An 18,472-nucleotide genomic window follows, 5' to 3' on the forward strand; every position below is an offset into this window, starting at 1 on the left:
TGTGTCCGGCTCGCGCTTCACGGGTGTATCTCGGATATTGCGAGCTGATTAAATGCAAACTTATGTGACAACTGTTGGCATAAGTTGACATCACATGGTGTGTGACGGTCGGTCAGTCCGCGCAGCAGTGGTCGCCGCTGCCGTCGGCGGAGGGGTCGGGGATGTCCATGGCGGGGTTGCGGTCGAAGAATCCGTCGGGCTCGAAGACCAGCCTCACCTTGTCGACCGGCATGACCGGCCACTGCTCGGGACGCGGGAAGTGGTGCGATCCCACGACCGGCCACAGCACCAGCTCCGCCCCGTCCAGCGAACGGTTCTTCCGTTGCCAGACGTGTACGCCGTCCTCTCCGGGCTCCGCCTGGTTCGGGTACTGGCCTCCGAGGTACTGCTCGGCCGGGTCCGAGACGGTCGCCCACAGATGCTGGTGGACGAAGGGCGCCCGACGGGCCATCACCGAGTCGGGCCGCGCGAACGGCCGGGTGGTGTGGGGCAGCAGCAGCCGGTACGCCGTCGGCTCCCCGTAGCGGTTCGTCCGCTCGGCGCTCTCCACCCGCCAGTGCCGCGCCGTCTCCGGGCTGGTCCGGCGGGCGGCCTCGGACTCGGAGAGCAGCGGCGTACGCACCATCCGGACCGCGTTGCCGTACGGGTCGTGGGCCGGGTCGTCCTCGGCCTCGGCGTTCTCCTCCACCAGGCGGTTGCGCGGGCCGTCGACGGCGGTGTCCAGGCGCAGGCCGAAGTAGTGTTGATGTGTGGGGGTCTGGACGGTGCGCGAGACCACCCGGCCGTGGCGCACCTCCTCGCCCTCCTGGATGCCGGAGGCCGACAGCATGCCGGTCAGCTTGATCTCCAGCTCGATCCTGCCGTCCTGGTAGAGCGACCAGTAGAAGCCGTAGTCGTAGTTGGCCACCGTCTGGAAGCAGGAGATGATCAGCCGCCGGGAGCGGCGCACCTCACTCACCCCGCGGCGCAGGTCGTTGTGCTTCCAGAGGATGCCGTCGTCCTCCTCGTGCATGCAGATCGCCTGGGTGATCTCCTGGGCGGTGCCGTCGCCGCCGAGGTAGGCCGCGTCGAAGTAGTGGATGACCCCCAGGCAGTCGCAGCCCAGCGCCAGGGAGTTGGTGAGCGGGCCCGCGCCGTACTCGCCCCAGTCGAAGAAGTTCTTGCGGAACTGCGTGGAGCTCGGGTCGAGGTAGGGGACGTACATCTCGTTGCAGGCGGCACGCTTGAGCACCGAGCGGTCCAGGAACCGCAGGTCGTACAGGACCAGGCCCTCACGGTGGGTGAAGCCGATCCGGAAGTCCCAGCCCTGCCAGCGGACCCGGTGGCCGTCGACGGTGAAGCTCGGGCCCTCCGGCTGCACCACTTCCAGAGGCTTGAGGCCCTCGCGGTCCGGGCCGAAGCCACCCGCCGCCAGCGGGCCGGGCTCCTCCGAGACCGGGACGACGCCGTGGTCCTCGACCTCCAGCACCTCCATCGTCGCCATGTCGACGAGGGGGATCACACCCTGTACGGGACGGACGTAGGCGTTGTCGTCCTCCTGGACCCGGTGCCAGACCGAACCCCAGGTGATGCGGCGGTCCTTGTACTTCTCCGGCACGAAGCCACCGATCGACTCGGCGTCGATCACCGTCAGAGACACGTCGTGGATGCCGCGCCGGGCCAGCGCCTCACGGAACAGCGGACTCTCCCTGCACGCTTGGGCCGCGGCGCGCGCCTCGGTCGAGGTGATGCCGGGGCGGCGGATGTCCACCGGCCGCCAGTCGAGACAGCGCGGCTCGGCGCCGAGCTGGACGTCGATCTCCCAACCGCCGGGCAGGTCGTGGTCCATCGCGACCAGCCCGACCCGCAGTTCGCCCTCGGGATGCCTGCCGGCCATGACCTCGCGGGCGAAGTCCTCGTCCAGGACCGCGCCCCAGAACCGGGTCCGCTCGCCGAGCCGTCCGTCGGCCCGCGCGACGGCGACCGCCGCGTCGATCTCCGCGGGGGACAGCGGGTCGATGGGGTGGGTACGGTCCCGCCGCGCGTGCACGCGCGTGCTGACACTTCCAGGACGATTCATGGCTTGCTCCACTCACTCGCGCGAACTGCGGATCCAGTAGTGGATCCTGAAATCACCGAACTGGATACATAATGGTCGGCATGGAGTCCTCAAGGGAGTCCCGACTCCTGCCGGGGCCGGGGCTCCCGGTGCGGCTGCGCCGCGTCCCGGACCGCCGCCCCGCCCTTTCCCGACCAGACGGAGGCTTCATGGACACCGCCCCAGCACAGGACGAGAGTTCGCCCGGAGGAACGGGCAAGGCCCTCGTCGACGACACGGCCGCCGCCATCAGGGCCCGCATCCTCTCCGGCCTGATCCCCATTGGAGCCCAGCTCCGCCAGGCCGAGCTCGCCAAGGCCCTCGGCGTGAGCCGCACCCCCGTGCGGGAGGCGCTGCGCCAGCTCCAGGCCGGCGGTCTCATCGAGGTGCTGCCCAACCGGGGCGCCGTCGTCCGGGTCCCCGCCCCCTGGGAGGTCCGCGAGGCCTACGAGGTGCGCGCCGAGCTCGAAGGGCTCGCCTGCGTACGTGCCGTACGGGCGATCACCCCCGATGTGCTGCGGGAGCTTCGCGAGGCCAACCAGACGGTGCGGGCGATGAGCGGCCGGACCGCACCCGTGGAGGGCGCCTCGCCCTCCACCTCGGCGAACGACTGCTTCCACACGCTCATCCACACCACGGCCGGCAACGAACGGCTCGCCCGGGCGATCAAAGACATCAACGAGGCGTTCCCGCGCAACATCTCCGCCCTCGTCCTCCGGGACAACTCCCGTCATCGTGAGGACAACATCCGTGAGCACGAACGGATCGTCGAAGCGCTCGCCGCCGAGGACGCAGAAGACGCCCGCCGCCAGATGAAAGCCCACGTGATCAGTGCCGGCGAGCAATTGGCCCGGTGGTACGAGCAGCGGTCGGCCACCGTATTCCGGGGCTGAGAAGCCGTTGTCCGACCCCGCTCCGGGCCCGAGGGGCTCGGCACCTCCGCCTCGGATTCGACAGCCCCGCGCCCCTCGGTCTGATCCGAATCGGAGTTGGGCAACAGCTCTTGACGCTTCGCCCGCGCGGGCACCGGGGGTCATGTCCGGGCCTCCCGCGTCGGCCCGGCGGCCCCGGAGCGGCCCGTTTCCGCGGTGCCGGCCATCGCGGCCGGGGACAGGAAATCCAGGTCGGCCCGCTCCTTGCCCTCCGCCAGGTCCGCGAGAGCGGCGCCCAGGGCGGGGCCGAACTTGAAGCCGTGGCCGGAGCAGGCCGCGACGACCAGGACCCGCTTCTCGCCGGGCAGCCGCCCGACGGCGAACCGATTGTTCGGTGCCATCGTGTAGCGGCAGGTGATCGTCTCCTCCACCGGACCGTCGGCGGCCGGGAGGAACCGCGAGGCCACGCCCAGGAGCCGGTCGCGCTCGGCGGCGGTGACCGGCTCGGCCGGCGCCGACGGGTCCTCCTCCGGGCCGTGGTCCAGTCCGATCTTGACGCCTGCGCCGTCGAAGGAGGGGATGCCGTACAGCAGGCCCAGGTCCGGGACATCGACCGAGAACGGGCCGAGGAGCGGTGGCTGGAGCAGGTGCTGCCGGGAGGAGCCGAGGTGCACGTTGACGATCCGCACGACGCTCAGCGGTCCGGCGAAGGCGGGGAGCAGTTCGCCGGTCCAAGGGCCCGCGGCGACGACCAGCCGGTCGGCCCGCAGCACGCCCACCTCCGTCTCGACGCGTACGCCGTCGCCGTCCCGACGCCAGCCGAGTACGGCGCAGCCGTCCCGCCGGTCCACCCCGTGGACCCGGCCGAGCGAGGCCAGCGCCGTGAGCGAGGCCGCCGCGTCGATGACTCCGGCGGCCGGGTCGTGCGTCGCGGAGAATCCCTCGCACAGCCGCAGGCCCGGGAACAGCTCCGCGGCGCGGACGTGGTCCACCTGTTCGCAGCCGGGGCCGCGCAGGGTGATCGGGGCGTCGGCCGCGCGGGCGTACAGACCACCGGTCCTGGTCACCAGCCGCTGTCCGGCGGCCAGTTCGAGTTCCGCCCAGGCCGCGTAGGCGGTGTCGACCAGCGGATCCCAGACAGGGGAGGGGTACGCGCGCCTGATCATCCGGGTCCGGCCGTGCGAGGAGCCCCGGGTGTGGCCCGCCGCGAACCGGTCGAGGTGGACGACGCGTGCACCCCTGGCCGCCAGATGCCAGGCGGCGGAGGACCCGTGAATCCCGGCCCCGACGACGATCACGTCGGCCCGCCCGCCACCGCGCCCGGCCCGAGCGCGAAGCACGGAGCCCGGGGCGGGCTCCCCCGCAACGGCGGCCGGGTCGGTGACAGGTCCTCTCGCAGCGGCGGGGAGGCCGGGGACGCGCCCCGCGAGCGCAGCTCCGGCGGGCCGGGGCGCGGCGAGTGCCGCGGTTCCGCGTCGCCGTTCCCGCTCCGCCAGAGAGGCAAGGAGGGCGTCCACGTCGTCCTCACTGTTGTAGACGTGGAAGGAGGCCCGCGCCACCCGCGCCAGCCCGCGCCGCCCCAGGTCCCACTGCCCGTGCGCGGCGGGCACCGTCGTCAGGCGGCAGCCGGTGGCCCGCAGGTCCCGTACGGTCTGGCGCGGGTCCTCGTCCTCCCGAAGGAAGGTGACGATCCCCGACGCCGCCGCGGGCGGATCGGTGACCCGGATCCCGGGTACGCCGGACAGTCCGGCCCGCATCCGCCCGGCCAGCGCGGTCACGTGGTCTCTGATGCGCTCCACCCCTAGGTCGAGCGTCTCCTGAAGGGCCGTGCCAAGACCCAGCCGCAGCGCGTGGGAGGCTTCCCACGTCTCGTAGCGCTGGGCCCCGGCCACGAGTTCGTAGCGGTGGGCCGCCGACCACGCGGCCCCCCGCACGTCGGGGGCCGCGGGCCGGGCCGTCGCGCGCAGCTCCGGAGCTACGTACAACAGCCCGGTCCCGCGCGGGCCGCGCAGGAACTTACGGCCGGTGGCGACGACGATCCCGCAGCCCATACCCTCGACGCTGACCGGGAGTTGCCCGAGCGACTGCGTCGCGTCCAGCAGCATCGGCACGCCCGCGCGGGCGGCCAGCGCGCCGACCTCGGCGACCGGTTCCACCAGCCCCGACGAGGTGGGCACATGGGCGACCGTGACGAGCGCCGCAGGCTCGCGCAGAGCCCTCTCCAGCGCACCGAGGTCCACCTGTCCGCTCGCGTCCGCGGGCAGCACCTCCAGCACGATGCCGTGCGACTCCCGCAGTTCCAGCAGGTGCAGGGCCGAGCTGACGTACGTGGACGAGGTGGCCAGGACCCGGTCCCCCGCCCCGAGCCGCAGTGCGCCGAGCGCGCGTTGCCAGGCCACCGACGCGCTCTCCACCAGCGCGATGTCCTCGGGCCTGGCGCCGAGCAGCCGCGCCGCCGCGCGGTACACCTCCTCCGTGCGCGCGCTCAGCGCCTCGGCGGCTTCGTAACCGCCCAGCAGGGACTCCAGACGCAGGTGCTCGGTGACGGCGGACAGCGTCGCCCGGCTGGGCAGCGCGGCGCCCGCCGCGTTCAGATGGCGGGCGTGCAGCATGCCCGGGGTGGCGGCGCGCAGCGCCGCTACGTCGAAGGCCCCGTTCAGGGCGGCGGCCGGGGACTCCGCCGACGCCGCGGTGCCGGCTGTGTTGGCGTTCATAGTGCGACGACCACCGCCTTGCGCTCGCAGTAGGAATAGAGGGCGTCGTCGCCCAGGTCCCGGCCCAGTCCGGAGTCGCCCAAGCCGCCGAAGGGAAGCGCCGGGTCGAAGATGTTGTAGGTGTTGATCCAGACGGTCCCCGCCCGCAGCCGCGCCGCCATCCGGTGCGCCCGGGACAGGTCTTTGGTCCAGACGCCGGCCGCGAGGCCGTAGGCGGTGTCGTTGCCGATGGCGACGGCTTCCTCCTCGTCCTCGAACGGGATGACGCCGAGCACCGGGCCGAAGATCTCCTCGCGGGCGATCCGCATCATGTGGGTGACGCCGGTGAAAAGCGTGGGCTCGACGAAGAAGCCGACCCGGTCCGGCACGCCGCCGCCGACCACGAGGGTCGCTCCCTCGGCCACGCCGGCTTCGACGTATCCGAGAACCTGCGCCCGCTGCTCCTCGGAGACCAGCGGTCCGACGGTGACACCACCGTCCAGTCCGTTGCCCATCGGGACCCCGCGTACCGCCTCTGCGAGACGTTCCTCCATCTCGGCGAGGACGGAGCGCTGGACCAGCAGCCTGCTGCCGGCCGTGCACATCTGACCCGAGTGGCCGAAGGCGGCCCGCATCGCGGTGGTGACGGCGGCGTCGAGGTCGGCGTCGGCGAAGATGATGTTGGGGCTCTTGCCGCCGAGTTCCAGGGTGAGGCGCTTGACGGAGGGGGCAGCGGCCGCCATGACCTGTCGGCCGACCTCGGTGGAGCCGGTGAAGGACACCTTGGCCACGCCGGGGTGCGCGGTGAGTGCGGCGCCCACCGCGCCGTCTCCGGTCAGCACGTTGAGCACGCCCGCCGGCAGGCCCGCCTCCTCGCACAGGGCGGCGACGCGGAGCATGGTCAGCGGGGTCTGCTCGGCGGGCTTGACGACGACGGTGCAGCCCGCGGCGAGCGCGGGGGCCAGCTTGAAGCAGCCGGTCATGATGGGGAAGTTCCACGGCAGGATCAACGCGGCCACGCCCGCCGGCTCGGGCACCGTGTAGATGTGGTGTCCACCGTCGACGGGAACGACGGTGCCGGTCAGCCGCGTCGGGGCACCTGCGAAGTGCCGGAAAGTCTTCGCGCTCATCGCCGTGTCTGCGCGCGACCTCTCGATCGGCTTACCGTTGTCCCGGGTCTCCAGCACCGCCAGCTCTTCGGCATGCTCCTCGATCAGCTCCGCGACTCGGTTCAGCACGCGGGTCCTCTCCGCGGCGGGCAGACTCCGCCAGCGGCCGTCCTCGTGCGCACGGGCCGCGGCCTCCACAGCGGCGTCCACGTCGCCGGACGTGGCCTGCGCGACATGCGCCAGGACGGTGCCCGAGGCCGGGTCGACGACCGGGAACGTACGGTGGTCTCCGGGGGCGATCCACCGGCCGTCGACGAAGAAGGGTTCCAGCTCCATGGGCTGTGCGGTAAACATGGTCATGGGGTCTTCCTGGATCGGATGCGGGGCATGGGACCTACCTGTGTGTCGCGGGAGCGGGGCCCTGGGGCCGCAGTCAGACGAGGTCGAAGTACTCGCGCTGCTCCCAGTCCGAGACATGGCCCAAGTAGCGTGCGAACTCGGCACGTTTGATCGCGGTGAGCCAAGAGACGACGTGCGGGCCGAGCGCGCGGGCGAAAACCGGATCCGCGTCGAGCGCGTCCAGCGCCTCGGCCAGCGACCCCGGAAGTCCCGGGGCCTTCGCGTCGTACGGGTCGAGGACCGGCGGGCCGGGATCGAGTCTTCGGGCCATCCCGTCCATCCCGCTGACCACCTGCGACGCCACGTAGAGATACGGGTTGGCCGCCGGCTCCCCCGATCTGTTCTCCAGCCGTACGCCGCCGGTGCCCGGACCGCCGACGACCCGCACCATGGCCCCCTTGTTGTCGACCCCCCACACCACCCGGTCCGGCGCCAGCGACAGGGGCAGGTACCGCTTGTACCCGTTGACGGTGGGGGTGGTGAACACGGTGGCGGCGGAAGCGTGCTCCAGCAGCCCGGCCAGGTAGTGCCGGCCCTGTGCCGACAGCACCTCACCGTCCCCGTCCCGCGCCGCCGAAGGGTCGAAGACGGTCTCGCCGGTCGCCCGGGAGCGCAGCGACTGGTGCAGGTGCCAGCCTGTCGACGCGGTCTCCGCACCGGCCGGACGGGACATGAACGTCGCGTGGTAGCCGTTCCTCCGGCAGATCTGCCGCACCGCCGCCCGCGCCAGCAGCGCGTCGTCCGCGGCCCGCGCGGCGCCCCGCGCGTCCAGCGTCAACTCCAGCTGATTCGGCCCGAATTCGAGTTCGAGGGAGCGCAACGGAAGATCCAGGCCGGTGAGCCCGCGGTGCAGCAGCCCCACCAGCCCGTCGAGCCGGTCAAGACCCTCCTCGTGCAGCAGTTGCGAACCGTCATTCACCGGCTCCACCTCGGGCGCCGGACCGGGCGTCCCCGGCCTGCCCGCACCTACCCGTACGGACCCCGCCGCCGGGCGGAAGACGTGGAACTCCAGCTCCACGCCGACCGTGAGGTCGTACCCCGCCCCGGCCAGCGCGTCCAGCCTGGCGCGCAGCATCCCGCGCGGGCAGAACGGCGAGGGCGTGCCGTCCGGGTGGAACACGTCGCACAGGATCCAGCCGGTGCGTTCCGTCCAGGGCAGCACCCGGAACGTCGTCGGATCGGGCACCAGAACGATGTCGCCGGCGCCGGCGAAGCGGCGATCGACCCGTGGGTCGCTCCCCGAGAACACCGGGAGGACGGTCCTGCCGGAGGTGTCCTTCAGCAGCAGCGAGGACGGGGCGGTGACTCCGGAACGCAGCGCGCCGGGCACCGCGTCGCGGGTCAGCGTCTTGCCGCGCAACACTCCGTGCTGGTCGGCGAAGGAGAACCGCACCATGTCCAGGCCGAGTTCGTCGATCACGCGGCGGATCTGACCGGCAGCGGCGTGCTGCCTGTCGTCCCACAGACCGTGCCGTTCCACGAAGCCTCCGGCTCCGGCGTTCGTCAGCGGGCGCACCTTCAGGCCCTCGCCGCCCTCGGCCCGCGGCCGTTCGTCAGCACTGCGCACGACGCACATCCCGCCCGGCCCACGGAGACCGCTTACGCCGCTCCGACTCCCGCTCCCGCCAGGCCCGTTCCCAGTCCTCGGCGGGCGTGACGGTGTCGATGGCGGGGGGACCGGTCAACTCCTCGGCGGACTCCACGTCCAGCGGCAGACCCGGCACCGGGTTGCCGTTCTCGAAGGAGTCGATCGCCTTCAGCAGCAGCCGCCGGTTGGCTGTGACGGCGCGGTCGGACACACCCAGCCGCTCGACGGTGCGGTCCTGGACGGGCCCCATGCTCTCCACCGCCCACTGGTCGTGGACGTTGATGTCCAGACCCATGCCCGTATAGGTGAGTTCCCGCTGCTCCGTGGGGTCGAAGCCCCAGTCGTTCGTCCGGTTGCGCAGCGGACGGTAGTCCGGCAGCGAGACCTCCCTCAGCCGCTGGGTCAGCAGAGTCTCCTGGTCGGTGACCTCCTCGAAGTCGTAGAGGATCATGAACCAGTAGTGGTTCTCGTCGTCGATGGGGACGTGCCACTGGCAGAAGGACTTGCTGTTGCCGAAGGGCACCACGAAGGCGTTCGGGAACACCAGGTTGGTGATCCGCACGTGCCGTACGTCCTCGGTGAGATCGCGCAGCGCGAAGACCCGGAGACCGTGCTCGGCGCCCTCCACCTCGATGTCCGGGCGGAAGTTGTCGCCGACCAGCTCCGACAGCTTCTTCCCGGTGCCCGCCACCTCCTCGCTGAACTGCTGCCCGTACGCCTCGCGCGGGTCCTCTCCGACGAAGCGGTGCAGGAAGGAGACATGGCTCGGGTCGATACCACCCTCCAAGCCCTGCAGCCAGTTGCACTGCCACCGTCCTTTGAAGGCGAAGGTGTACGACTCGGGGGCGCGGAAGCAGTCGTAGGCCGGAAAGGGCGGCGGGTCTCCGGCACCGAGGTAGGCAAAGACGATGCCGTTGTGTTCTACACACGGATAGCTCGGGATGCGCACCTTCTCGGCGAACGAGCTGTGCTCGGGCTCCGCGGGCTGCTCCAGGCATCGGCCGTCCGGCCCGTACAGCCACCCGTGGTAGAGGCAACGCAGCCCGCCGTTCTCCCGCCGCCCGTACGAGAGATCGACCCCGCGGTGCGCGCAGTAGCGGCCGACCAGACCCCATTCACCCGTGGGGCCTGCCGCAGCTGATCCGCCCTCGCCGACCTCGACGGAAACCTCATCCCGACGAAAGAGGACAAGGTCCTCGCTCATGACCCGGACCGCCTTGACCGGGCGGTCCTCGGGCATCTCCGAGACAAGGGCGACGGGCTGCCAGTAGGCCCGCAGGAGCCGACCCAGCGGTGTACCCGGGCCGCTGCGCGTCACGCGCACATTGTCCTCGTGTCTGAGCATCACTCTCCCCTTGCATGCGATCACCCCAACATTGGATCCAATACTTACACATTGAGATCCCATTGCGGAAGGCCTTGCTATGACGGCCGAACGTTCCTCACGCCCCATCGACCATCCCGGCCATGGCGGCGACCATAAGCAGGGCCCCCGACTCCCGGAGCAGCGCCACACGGCGCCCGGGGCGAGCCGAGGCAACTCCAGGCAACCCCCTGGACGGGGCACCGGACGGGACACCGGGCGCTGGCCACGCCTGGGAGACGAGCACGACAGCCGCGCGGACCACGGCCCAGCATGCGACGAAGAACAGCGCCAACCACGGTTCCGTCGCGACCGGCGCGGAGCCACCGTGACCGCCGGTGCCGTGCTGACCCCGCGGGAGGATCGACACCGCCGCCAGCAGCGCCATCATGGTCAGGTTCACCACCTCGGCACCTCGGCGGAACGAGCAGCCCACGCACGCGTTCCACAGGCAGGCGGCGGCGAGCGCGGCGGCTGCTCCCGCCATCAGCGGCCCCGCCCCCTCCGCCCGGAGCCCCATCGGCAGCATGGCAGCCAGGGCGACCGCGTGCGGCCCCCACTGGCGCGCGGGGGCCGGCAGATGACCGGCGAGACACAGGAGCCCGCCCACCGAGCCGACCAGCCACAGCGCGTCATGCACGACGTCCACCCCGGCTGCGGAGCTGTGCGCGACGAGCTTGCGGGGTCCGGGCACGCCCGGCCGCGACGAACGGATGGCAGTGCGATGTGCTCACAGCTCTCGTGCTCCTGGTGCGATTTGCATCGGATTGCCGCCTTGGCGGACAGGAACAAAGTGCACCGCGCACGTTTCAAGTCGAGACGGTGTCGCGTTTCCCTCTCATTACGGCTCCTGACACGGCTCCGCTCGCCACGGACCCATCGCTGCACGTCAGCGGGCCGGACACGACCCTGGGCCGGAACAGCCGGTTCGAGTCACAGCCGCTCGCCACCACAGTGCCGCGCACCACATGGCTCAGGCCCGCCGCCGCTCGCATCTCCTAGCTTGCCGAGATGGAATGGACGACGCTCCTGACCACCGTTCTCGGAGCCGCCATTGCGATGGGGGCGACTCTCCTCGTCGAGGTCTGCAAGGAACGACGGGAAGCGATGGGGGAGTGGAGGCGCAGCAGGCGTGAGCTGTACGGGGCCTACCTCGGTGCGCTCTCCGCAGCGCGTGGCCAACTACAACTGATCATGCTCAACCGAACGTTGACCGACACAGAGTGCACCGTCGTCACACGGAGGTCATCGCACCCAAAGCAGTCGTTGAGCCGGCGCTCTCCTACTTCCGAAGCATGCGCCGGTTGAGACGTGCCGCGGAAGCAGGAGCGCAGGATGGTGACGAGGAGTGCGAGAACGCCTTCCGCGAGGTGATGAATGCCTTGACGGAGGCACGCGCCGCCATGTAGCTGGACATGGGAACCGATGCCTTTGGCACCGCCTGAGGCGCGGCTTGTATTCCAGCTGTAGTTCGCGATCTTCATGTCTGCTTGCCGTCGGTGTGGAGCAAGTCGCCGCGGGCGGCGGGGCGCAGACCTTGTCAGGTGTTGGCGGTGAAGTATGCAGCGGCAGCGTCGATGAAGCGGTCGTGTGCGGCCCGTGCTGTGTCCTGCGCTGAGGTGAGCTTCTCGATGCTCGCGGCGGCATCGACCATGTCGTAGGTGGCGACGACCATCGCCTGTGCGGTGGCGTGGACAACTGGGGCGGGCACGAGGTCGCAGCGCGACCAGGGGGCGGGTGATGGCGGCGCGGGTGACATGGGACTTGGCCCGCAGTTCTTCCAGCTCATCGTTGCTGGCGCCGGGCAGCCGAGCCTCCCACGCATCCACAGGGCCCGGCGGTGGTCGGAGCCGGCTGGCTTCGTTCACTTCCAGCAGGCGACGCGTGGGTGGACGCGCTGGCGCCCCGCTGAAGCCTGCGGGCCGGCATTTACGAAGGTGTCTGTTCTTCGTGCCCGTCACCGTCAGCCAGATGTCCGCGCCGGTCCTCGCTACGGCTTTTGGAACCTACGCCTGGAGGGAGTTCGTCGGAATCTCGCCGACGCCGTGCTGAGAAACAGTGCGGTATCGAAAGCGTCGTAAAGCTGCCGCTCTTCTTCGCCTGCACCCTTCCTGTGCCGCACGTTGCACAGACGGGGGTTTAACAGGTGCTTATCGGGGCGACTGCCGTTCGCCCGCTGTCGCGGGCCCTGGCTGTTTGCGCCGCCCGACCGGGCCCCTTGATCGCGGCGTCAGCGTCGGTCCCGCGCCGCAGACCTTTTATGCGGAGCCGTCAGTGCTTCCTGATGGCCTGACGAGGAGCCGGCGGTCTGCTGAGTGCCCAGGCCGGGGGTGAGTCAGCGTTTGATGCGTCCGCGGATGGCGAGGACTCCGAGGGCGAGGAGGGTGGGTTCGAGGAGGCGGGAGGTCATCTCGATGTAGGTGTCGGGGGTGGTGAGGTTCTGTCCGCTGGAGCGGAAGACGACCGAGTTGACGGCGACGCGGGTAGCTTTCTCCGCGCGGACCCAGGTCATGCGCAGCTGCCATCCTCCGTGCAGCGCGGGCTCGGGGGTGCTGGTGTTGAGACTGACCTTGCTGCCGTGGAGAAATCCGGTGGTGGCGGGGTCGGGGTCGTGGGTGGGCAGGCCGACGCCCATGAGGAGCACTACGGTCAAGGCCATGGCGGCGAGCAGCCAGGTGAAGGCGCGGGAAGCACGCAGGCCGTAGCCGGACAGCAGCCAGTACCCCCACAGCGGGCGGCGTTCGCTCTTCGTGGTGCCGGTGGGGTCGTGGCGGCGCATCTCGCATTCGCCGTAGTAGAAGTCGGCGGCGCCGGGTTCGTTCTTGCCGTCCTCGAAGGCTTTGCGTAACTGCCGGTACAGCGCGGCGACGTCTTCCGGGCCAGGGGTGCGGGCAGGATCGGTGTGGTGCGGGCCGGGACGCCACAGCCGGAGCTCCGGTGCCGCGTCCGCGGCAGGAACAGGCTGGCCGGCGGTGTGGGCGCGCCAGTGGTGTTCCTCGGCGAGGACGCGCCGGCGGGTGAAGCGCACTGGCCGGATGGCGCGGCGGTGCCATCCGGTGGGTGCGGGGGCGACGGCGGTGCGGCCTTCCAGACGGATCTGGTCGAGGTGGAAGGCCCCGGAGAACAGGCAGTCGCTCAGGTCGGTGTCGGTCAGCACCAGGTGCGCGGCATCCACGCCCTGCACCGAGACGACCCGCACCTGGTCCGCAGGCCCCGGCTGCGGACCGGGGCCTGCCAGCAGGGCCTCACCCACATGCTCGCTGCCGCGGCCGAAGGGGATGGGGTGGGCGATGACCGCGACGGGGGACCGCGCCGCGATGCGGTGATCACCACCAGCCGAACCGCCAGGCCAGCACACCCCGACCTCAGTCGCGCACCACGCCGTAAAGGTGTGCTCATGGCGCGGCGGCTCCACAGGAGTGTGTCGAGGTGTCAGGCATGCACAAGCGAGTCGTGCTTAGGACCTGGCCGGTTCAAGCCCGGGCGTGGCGTGGAGCGTTGCCGCCGAGTCCCGCTGCTGCCGGGTGCTGACCGCCGGACGCCTCGGGATGATGGTGGCGAACTCTGCCCTCGGACGTGTCGTCATCCCTTCTGACCCCTGTCGTGCTGGGATGGGGGTGAGATTTCCCGTGCTGGTTTGTGGGGCGAAGCTGGACGGCGGAAGGGGACGGTGCAGTCAACCGACCCGCGATCACTATTTCTTTCCTTCCAAAGGTTCTCGTGAAACTGGATTTGCGTCTGCCTGATGTTTTCTATCTCCGAGCCGAGGAGTGGAAGGTGTCGGGCATGCGGAGGTGGCGTGACGGAGGTCGTGCCCCGTCTGGCCGAGGCTGAGGTGGACGTGCGGCATCTCGACGAGGTGCACATGGAGACGCTGCTGGAGGGCCGGTTCCTTGCGAGCGAGCATGTGATTGCGGGGCTGCTCCGGTCCAGTCGTAGATGTAGTCAGCCGTGGCGTCGTGCATTGGTCCGATTCTGTCGTCTGTGTCGTCGAACGCGGCGCGACAGATGCGGAGTTGCCCGACTGGTCGCTCCAGGTCACCCTCAGCACGGGCGCCTCGCCGCCGTCGTCGACGCATATCCGCAGCAGCCCCGCCGGACTCCAGCCTCCAACGTGCTCGGTCTCTCCGTGTCGAACTCGTACCACCGAGCGTCGTCAGTCCGCTGCGGGTACTCTTGTCGCTCGTCGAGTTCGCCCCGTACCTCCGCCAGGTCACCGTCGGATGTACGCCGATGGCCATAGCAGCTCTCCAAGTCCGGAGAGGAGCCCAGCCGATAATCTCTGGGCGATCAACGACTACGAGAATCTTGTATGAGCCAAGAGCCGCACCCATCTCACATGTCAAGAGTTGGCTCATCTCATCGGCTGTCCTTCTCCTGGTAGGCGGCGGCCTGGGTGATGTAAAGCTCTGCGTAGCGGCCGCCTGCAGCCATCAGCTCGACGTGGGTGCCCTGTTCGGTAACGCGGCCGCCGTCCAGAACCACGATGTGGTCGGCTCCCCGCACCGTGGAGAAGCGGTGAGAGACCAGCAGCGTGATCCGGCCCGGGTCCGCACCCGCCTGCCGCATGAACACCTCGTAAAGCTCGTGCTCGGCCAGCGGGTCGAGGGCGGCGGTGGGTTCGTCCAGGACGAGTAGCGCGGGGTGCCGGCGCATCAGGGCGCGAGCCAGGGCAAGGCGCTGCCATTGCCCCTGGGAGAGTTCCGCTCCCCCGTAGACGGTGCCCAGTTGGGTGTCCAGACCCTCGGGCAGCTGGGCGATGATCGGGTCGGCCCCCGCTTCACGCACCGCGCGGGCCACCTCTTCCCGGTCGTCCATTGCGTCCGGCTCGCCGATCCCCACCGTGTGACGGACGGGCAGCTGAAAGCGGACGAAGTCCTGGAAAGCGCCGGTGAGACGGCGGCGCCAGGCCGTGGTGTCCAGCTCGCCCAGCGGGATGCCGCCGACCTCGACCTGCCCGGCGGTGGGTGCGTACATCCCGCTCAGCAACTTGACCAGGGTGGTTTTGCCTGCGCCGTTCACGCCGACCACGGCCACTGTGGACCCAGGCCACAGCGTGAGGTTCACTCCGGAAAGGACCGGCTCGTGCGAACCAGGGTAAGTGAAGGCAACGTCGCGCATCCGGATGCCGTGCTCCAGCCTGCAGGGGGCGTGGCGGGCGCCGGTGGGGCGCTGCCGACGGGCGTAGGCCGACAGCCACAGGTAGTGGTCGGTGGCGTGGCCGGCCTCGGCGATGCGGGAGAAGCCGGAGACGGTGGTGTGGATCTGGAAACGCAGCTGCGTTCCCAGGGTGATGACCAGCATGAGATCACCAAGCGAAGCCGCCCCCCGGGCGACTAGCGAGACGGTGAGGACGAGAGCGGCGATGAACCCGGCGGCGTAGCACACCCAGCCGGTGAGCTGCCAGCCGGTCGCTCCGAGCCGGGCCTTGAGGACGGCGCTGACTACGCGTGTGCGGGCGGCGTGTGCGGTCTCGTCCAGGACGGCGTCGGCTCCGGCCAGGTAGATTTCCTTGCCCGACTCCGGTGCCAGGAACATGCGGTGGACCCGCTCCTCCAAGCGCTGGTCCTCGGCGGTGGTGGTACGGGCGCTGGCGAGGCTGCGCTGGGCGCGCTTAGCCGCCCACAGCGGGGGGAGCGCGAGTAACGCCAGGGCGGCGAGGGCGGGGTGGACGCCGATCAGGAGCCACAGTGACAGCCCGGCGCCAATCACGGCGATCCCGGTGTCGGTCAGGGCCCAACAGGAGCCGGCCAGCGCGCTGGTGTGGCGGCGCAGCAGCTCCAAACGATTGAGATAGTCGGGGCGTTCGAGGTGCTCAAGGGTGGGGATGGAAGCGGTGGCGGTGAGGATCTCCCGGTTGACTTCGAGGTCGACGCGGTCGGTGAGGTCGTGCTGGTAGTTGTACCGGGTGCGGTTGCCGGCCGCGGCGGTTATGTGGGCAGCCACCCCGATCAGGACGGCCAGGGCCAAGGCACCGAGCGGCTGCCCGCCGGGACTCTGTGTCGCGTCGACGACCCAGCGCTGGCTCAGGCCGGTGGCCGCGACCGCCCCCGCCTGGGCGAGAGAGAGGCCGATGATCACGCTCACTACAGGGGGGTCGGCGCGCCAAGACAAAGCGAAGGTGTGGCGTGCGGTGAGCAGGGTGCCGGATCCGGTCCTCCCCACGCCCATCGAGCTCTTCGTGCTCATCGTGCTGCTTCCTTCCCGCCGCTGTGCTGTTGGGTATCGGTGAAGCGGGCGGCCTGGAGCCGGAACAGGCGGGCGTACTCGCCGCCGTTCTCCAGTAGTTCACGGTGGCTGCCCTGCTCGGTGACCCGTCCGGCTTCCAGCATGACTACCCGGTCCGCCTGACGCACCGTGGACAGCCGGTGTGAGATGAGCAGCACGGTCGCCCCTGTGACCTCTGCGACGACCTGGCGGTAGAAACGGGCCTCCGCCTCGACGTCCAGGTGGGCCGTCGGCTCGTCCAGGACCAGTAGGTCGCGCCCGTGCTCGACGGCGAAGACGGCGCGCGCGATCGCGACGCGCTGCCACTGGCCGCCGGAGAGATCCGTGCCGCCGGTGCGATCGGCGCTCAACACGGTGTCATAGCCGTCGGGGTACTCCTCGGCGAGGGCGGCGATACCGGCGCGGCGTGCGGCGGCGCGGATCCCCTCCCTGTCGTGGCGGTGTTCGGGCGCGGAGAGGGCGATGTTGTCGGCGAGCGTGAGCGGATAGCGGTTGAAATCCTGGAAGACGACCGCGACGCGCCTGCGCCACGCCGCCACTCGCGCGGCGTCCAGGGGCTGTCCGTCGACCAGCAGGCGTCCGGCAGTCGGGAGATAGAGGCCTGCAAGCAGTTTGATCAGCGTGGTCTTGCCGACACCGTTGTGCCCGACCAGGGCCAGAACCTCACCGGAACGGACGGTCAGGTCCAGACCGTCGATGACCCGTTGCCGGCTGCCGGGGTAGGCGAAGACGAGCCCCTCGATACGCAGGGCCGCCGGGGCAACTTCCCCCGTGGTGGCCGACGGCTCACCGGACCGCTGGGCTCCGGTCCTGGCGGGCGTGGCGATCCCGCGGTAGGTGGTGTCCAGACGCTCCAGCGCCCGGACCGCGCCGAGCCCGTACTCGATGTCGAATGCTTCGCGCCCCATAGCGGCGATTTGGAAGACGCCCCATGCGGCCACGATCACGGTCATCAAATCGCTGGCGGGGAGGCTGCCCCGCGCGGCAGCCAGCCCTGGCAGGAGAAGCGCGGAGCCGGCGGCGATCGCTGCCAACAGGGCGATCCAGCCCTGCTGGCGCAGGATCCCTCGGCGCGCCGACCAGATCGTCTCCGCCCAGGCCAGCAGTTCGCGGGTGTGCCGCTGCACCACCCACTCCTGCAGGCCGAAGAGACGGACCTCCTTGGCAGCCGGCCCCATCGAGGCGACCTCGCTCCAATACTCCGCGCGGCGCCGCATGCTCTCGCGCTCGTCTCGCACCTCGGCCAGATACACCCACCAGCGCCGTATCAGCGCCCGGTTGACTATGCACACCACCAGCAGGATGACGGCGAGCCACGGGGAGAACGTCAGGGCGATCACGGCGGAGGATCCCAGCGCCCCCAGAAAACGGAAAATCAGGCGGAGTTGACCGACCGCCGCAGTCCCCGGTGAGCGGACCCGGCCCTCACCGACATCCGATGCACGGGCAGCGTCATCGGCGAAGACAGGATCCTCCAGGTGCGCCATACTCGACGGCGTCATGGCCAGGCGGCGCACCCGGCGCCGCATTCGCGCGTCAAGGCGTCCGGCGGTGTACTGCTCAAGGGTCCCACTCAGTGAGGTGAGGATCTCGTCGGCCACCAGTAGCGAGGACACTGCGACCAGCGGCCACGCCACTGCCGAGGCGGTCTCCCGCCCGGTGGCGGCGCCGGTGAGTCCGGATACCAGCCAGCCGGTGGCCACCGCGGTAAGGGCGGGTACCGCCGCTGACCACAGGTGGACCAAGGCCAGGAGACCACCGGCGCGACGGTCGGCGACGAACAGTTGCACAAGGTGGAGACGGTCGGTAAGTAAGGATCTGACGAGGGATATCCGTGAAGAGAGCACACGGAATTGCGTCATCTGACCCCCTGATGTTCAAAATCGCGGAATTCTTGTCTCAGGTCGTGAGTATGTCATCGTTGCATCGTTGCTCAGATGCGATTTTCGTGATTAATCTCTGCGAATTCTTTCGCGAGCGGAGGGGTGCATGTTGCCAAAACAGGGGAGTGATCGGACTGCAAGCGGCCCCCAGCCATTTGTGGAACTCTCGAACGGCTGAAGAAAAAATTCGCTAAGCTCCTGCGCTTCGCAGAGAGAGGTGAGAGCTGTCTCGTTCCAGGGCCGCATTACTGTCGACGTCG

General features: G+C 70.1%; 12 protein-coding genes. 1 reads left to right on the forward strand and 11 read right to left on the reverse strand.

Features of this window, described 5'->3' with window-relative positions:
- Window positions 1-112: 112 nt before the first annotated feature.
- Window positions 113-2,059: a primary-amine oxidase gene (locus ACIBJC_RS08375; protein WP_399289512.1), complete on the reverse strand. Its 1,947-nt coding sequence runs from the start codon at window positions 2,057-2,059 to the stop codon at window positions 113-115.
- Between the two features lie 188 nt (window positions 2,060-2,247).
- Between ACIBJC_RS08375 and ACIBJC_RS08380 the strand changes: the two genes are divergently transcribed.
- Complete coding sequence (locus tag ACIBJC_RS08380; protein ID WP_399289514.1) at window positions 2,248-2,970, forward strand: GntR family transcriptional regulator; 723 nt, start codon at window positions 2,248-2,250, stop codon at window positions 2,968-2,970.
- Window positions 2,971-3,110: 140 nt separating this feature from the next.
- On the opposite strand, the gene solA is transcribed toward ACIBJC_RS08380, so the two are convergent.
- The 10 genes from solA to ACIBJC_RS08430 form a co-directional block, all read right to left on the reverse strand.
- The gene (gene solA, locus ACIBJC_RS08385; RefSeq protein ID WP_399289516.1) at window positions 3,111-5,663 is read right to left on the reverse strand and encodes an N-methyl-L-tryptophan oxidase; all 2,553 of its coding nucleotides are present in this window, start codon (window positions 5,661-5,663) and stop codon (window positions 3,111-3,113) included.
- Entirely contained in the window at window positions 5,660-7,111 is a 1,452-nt protein-coding gene (locus ACIBJC_RS08390) for an aldehyde dehydrogenase family protein (protein WP_399289518.1), read from the reverse strand. Before ACIBJC_RS08390 ends, solA begins: the two co-directional genes overlap by 4 nt.
- A 73-nt stretch (window positions 7,112-7,184) precedes the next feature.
- Complete coding sequence (locus ACIBJC_RS08395; RefSeq protein WP_399289520.1) at window positions 7,185-8,717, reverse strand: glutamine synthetase family protein; 1,533 nt, start codon at window positions 8,715-8,717, stop codon at window positions 7,185-7,187.
- Window positions 8,704-10,056, reverse strand: a complete 1,353-nt coding sequence (locus ACIBJC_RS08400; protein ID WP_399289522.1) for a Rieske 2Fe-2S domain-containing protein — start codon at window positions 10,054-10,056, stop codon at window positions 8,704-8,706. Before ACIBJC_RS08400 ends, ACIBJC_RS08395 begins: the two co-directional genes overlap by 14 nt.
- 124 nt (window positions 10,057-10,180) lie before the next feature.
- On the reverse strand, window positions 10,181-10,795 hold the full coding sequence (locus tag ACIBJC_RS08405; protein WP_399289524.1) for a hypothetical protein: 615 nt from the start codon (window positions 10,793-10,795) through the stop codon (window positions 10,181-10,183).
- Between the two features lie 846 nt (window positions 10,796-11,641).
- A complete protein-coding gene (locus ACIBJC_RS08410; protein ID WP_399289526.1) occupies window positions 11,642-11,812 on the reverse strand; it encodes a hypothetical protein in 171 nt (56 codons plus the stop codon).
- 624 nt (window positions 11,813-12,436) lie between these two features.
- A complete protein-coding gene (locus ACIBJC_RS08415) occupies window positions 12,437-13,459 on the reverse strand; it encodes a hypothetical protein (protein WP_399289528.1) in 1,023 nt (340 codons plus the stop codon).
- 336 nt (window positions 13,460-13,795) lie between these two features.
- Window positions 13,796-14,248, reverse strand: a complete 453-nt coding sequence (locus tag ACIBJC_RS08420; protein ID WP_399289530.1) for a hypothetical protein — start codon at window positions 14,246-14,248, stop codon at window positions 13,796-13,798.
- A gap of 212 nt (window positions 14,249-14,460) precedes the next feature.
- Complete coding sequence (locus tag ACIBJC_RS08425; RefSeq protein WP_399289532.1) at window positions 14,461-16,290, reverse strand: ABC transporter ATP-binding protein; 1,830 nt, start codon at window positions 16,288-16,290, stop codon at window positions 14,461-14,463.
- The gene (locus tag ACIBJC_RS08430) at window positions 16,287-18,191 is read right to left on the reverse strand and encodes an ATP-binding cassette domain-containing protein (RefSeq protein ID WP_399289534.1); all 1,905 of its coding nucleotides are present in this window, start codon (window positions 18,189-18,191) and stop codon (window positions 16,287-16,289) included. Before ACIBJC_RS08430 ends, ACIBJC_RS08425 begins: the two co-directional genes overlap by 4 nt.
- Window positions 18,192-18,472 lie beyond the last annotated feature (281 nt).

Source organism: Streptomyces sp. NPDC050509, assembly GCF_044457965.1.
Taxonomy (GTDB): Bacteria; Actinomycetota; Actinomycetes; order Streptomycetales; family Streptomycetaceae; genus Streptomyces.

What these genes read in the sequence shown, in the direction of transcription:
- ACIBJC_RS08375 (WP_399289512.1), bottom strand. Translation starts at nt 2,059, where the DNA reads ATGAATCGTCCTGGAAGTGTCAGCACGCGCGTGCACGCGCGGCGGGAC.
- ACIBJC_RS08380 (WP_399289514.1), top strand. Translation starts at nt 2,248, where the DNA reads ATGGACACCGCCCCAGCACAGGACGAGAGTTCGCCCGGAGGAACGGGC.
- solA (WP_399289516.1), bottom strand. Translation starts at nt 5,663, where the DNA reads ATGAACGCCAACACAGCCGGCACCGCGGCGTCGGCGGAGTCCCCGGCC.
- ACIBJC_RS08390 (WP_399289518.1), bottom strand. Translation starts at nt 7,111, where the DNA reads ATGACCATGTTTACCGCACAGCCCATGGAGCTGGAACCCTTCTTCGTC.
- ACIBJC_RS08425 (WP_399289532.1), bottom strand. Translation starts at nt 16,290, where the DNA reads ATGAGCACGAAGAGCTCGATGGGCGTGGGGAGGACCGGATCCGGCACC.
- ACIBJC_RS08430 (WP_399289534.1), bottom strand. Translation starts at nt 18,191, where the DNA reads ATGACGCAATTCCGTGTGCTCTCTTCACGGATATCCCTCGTCAGATCC.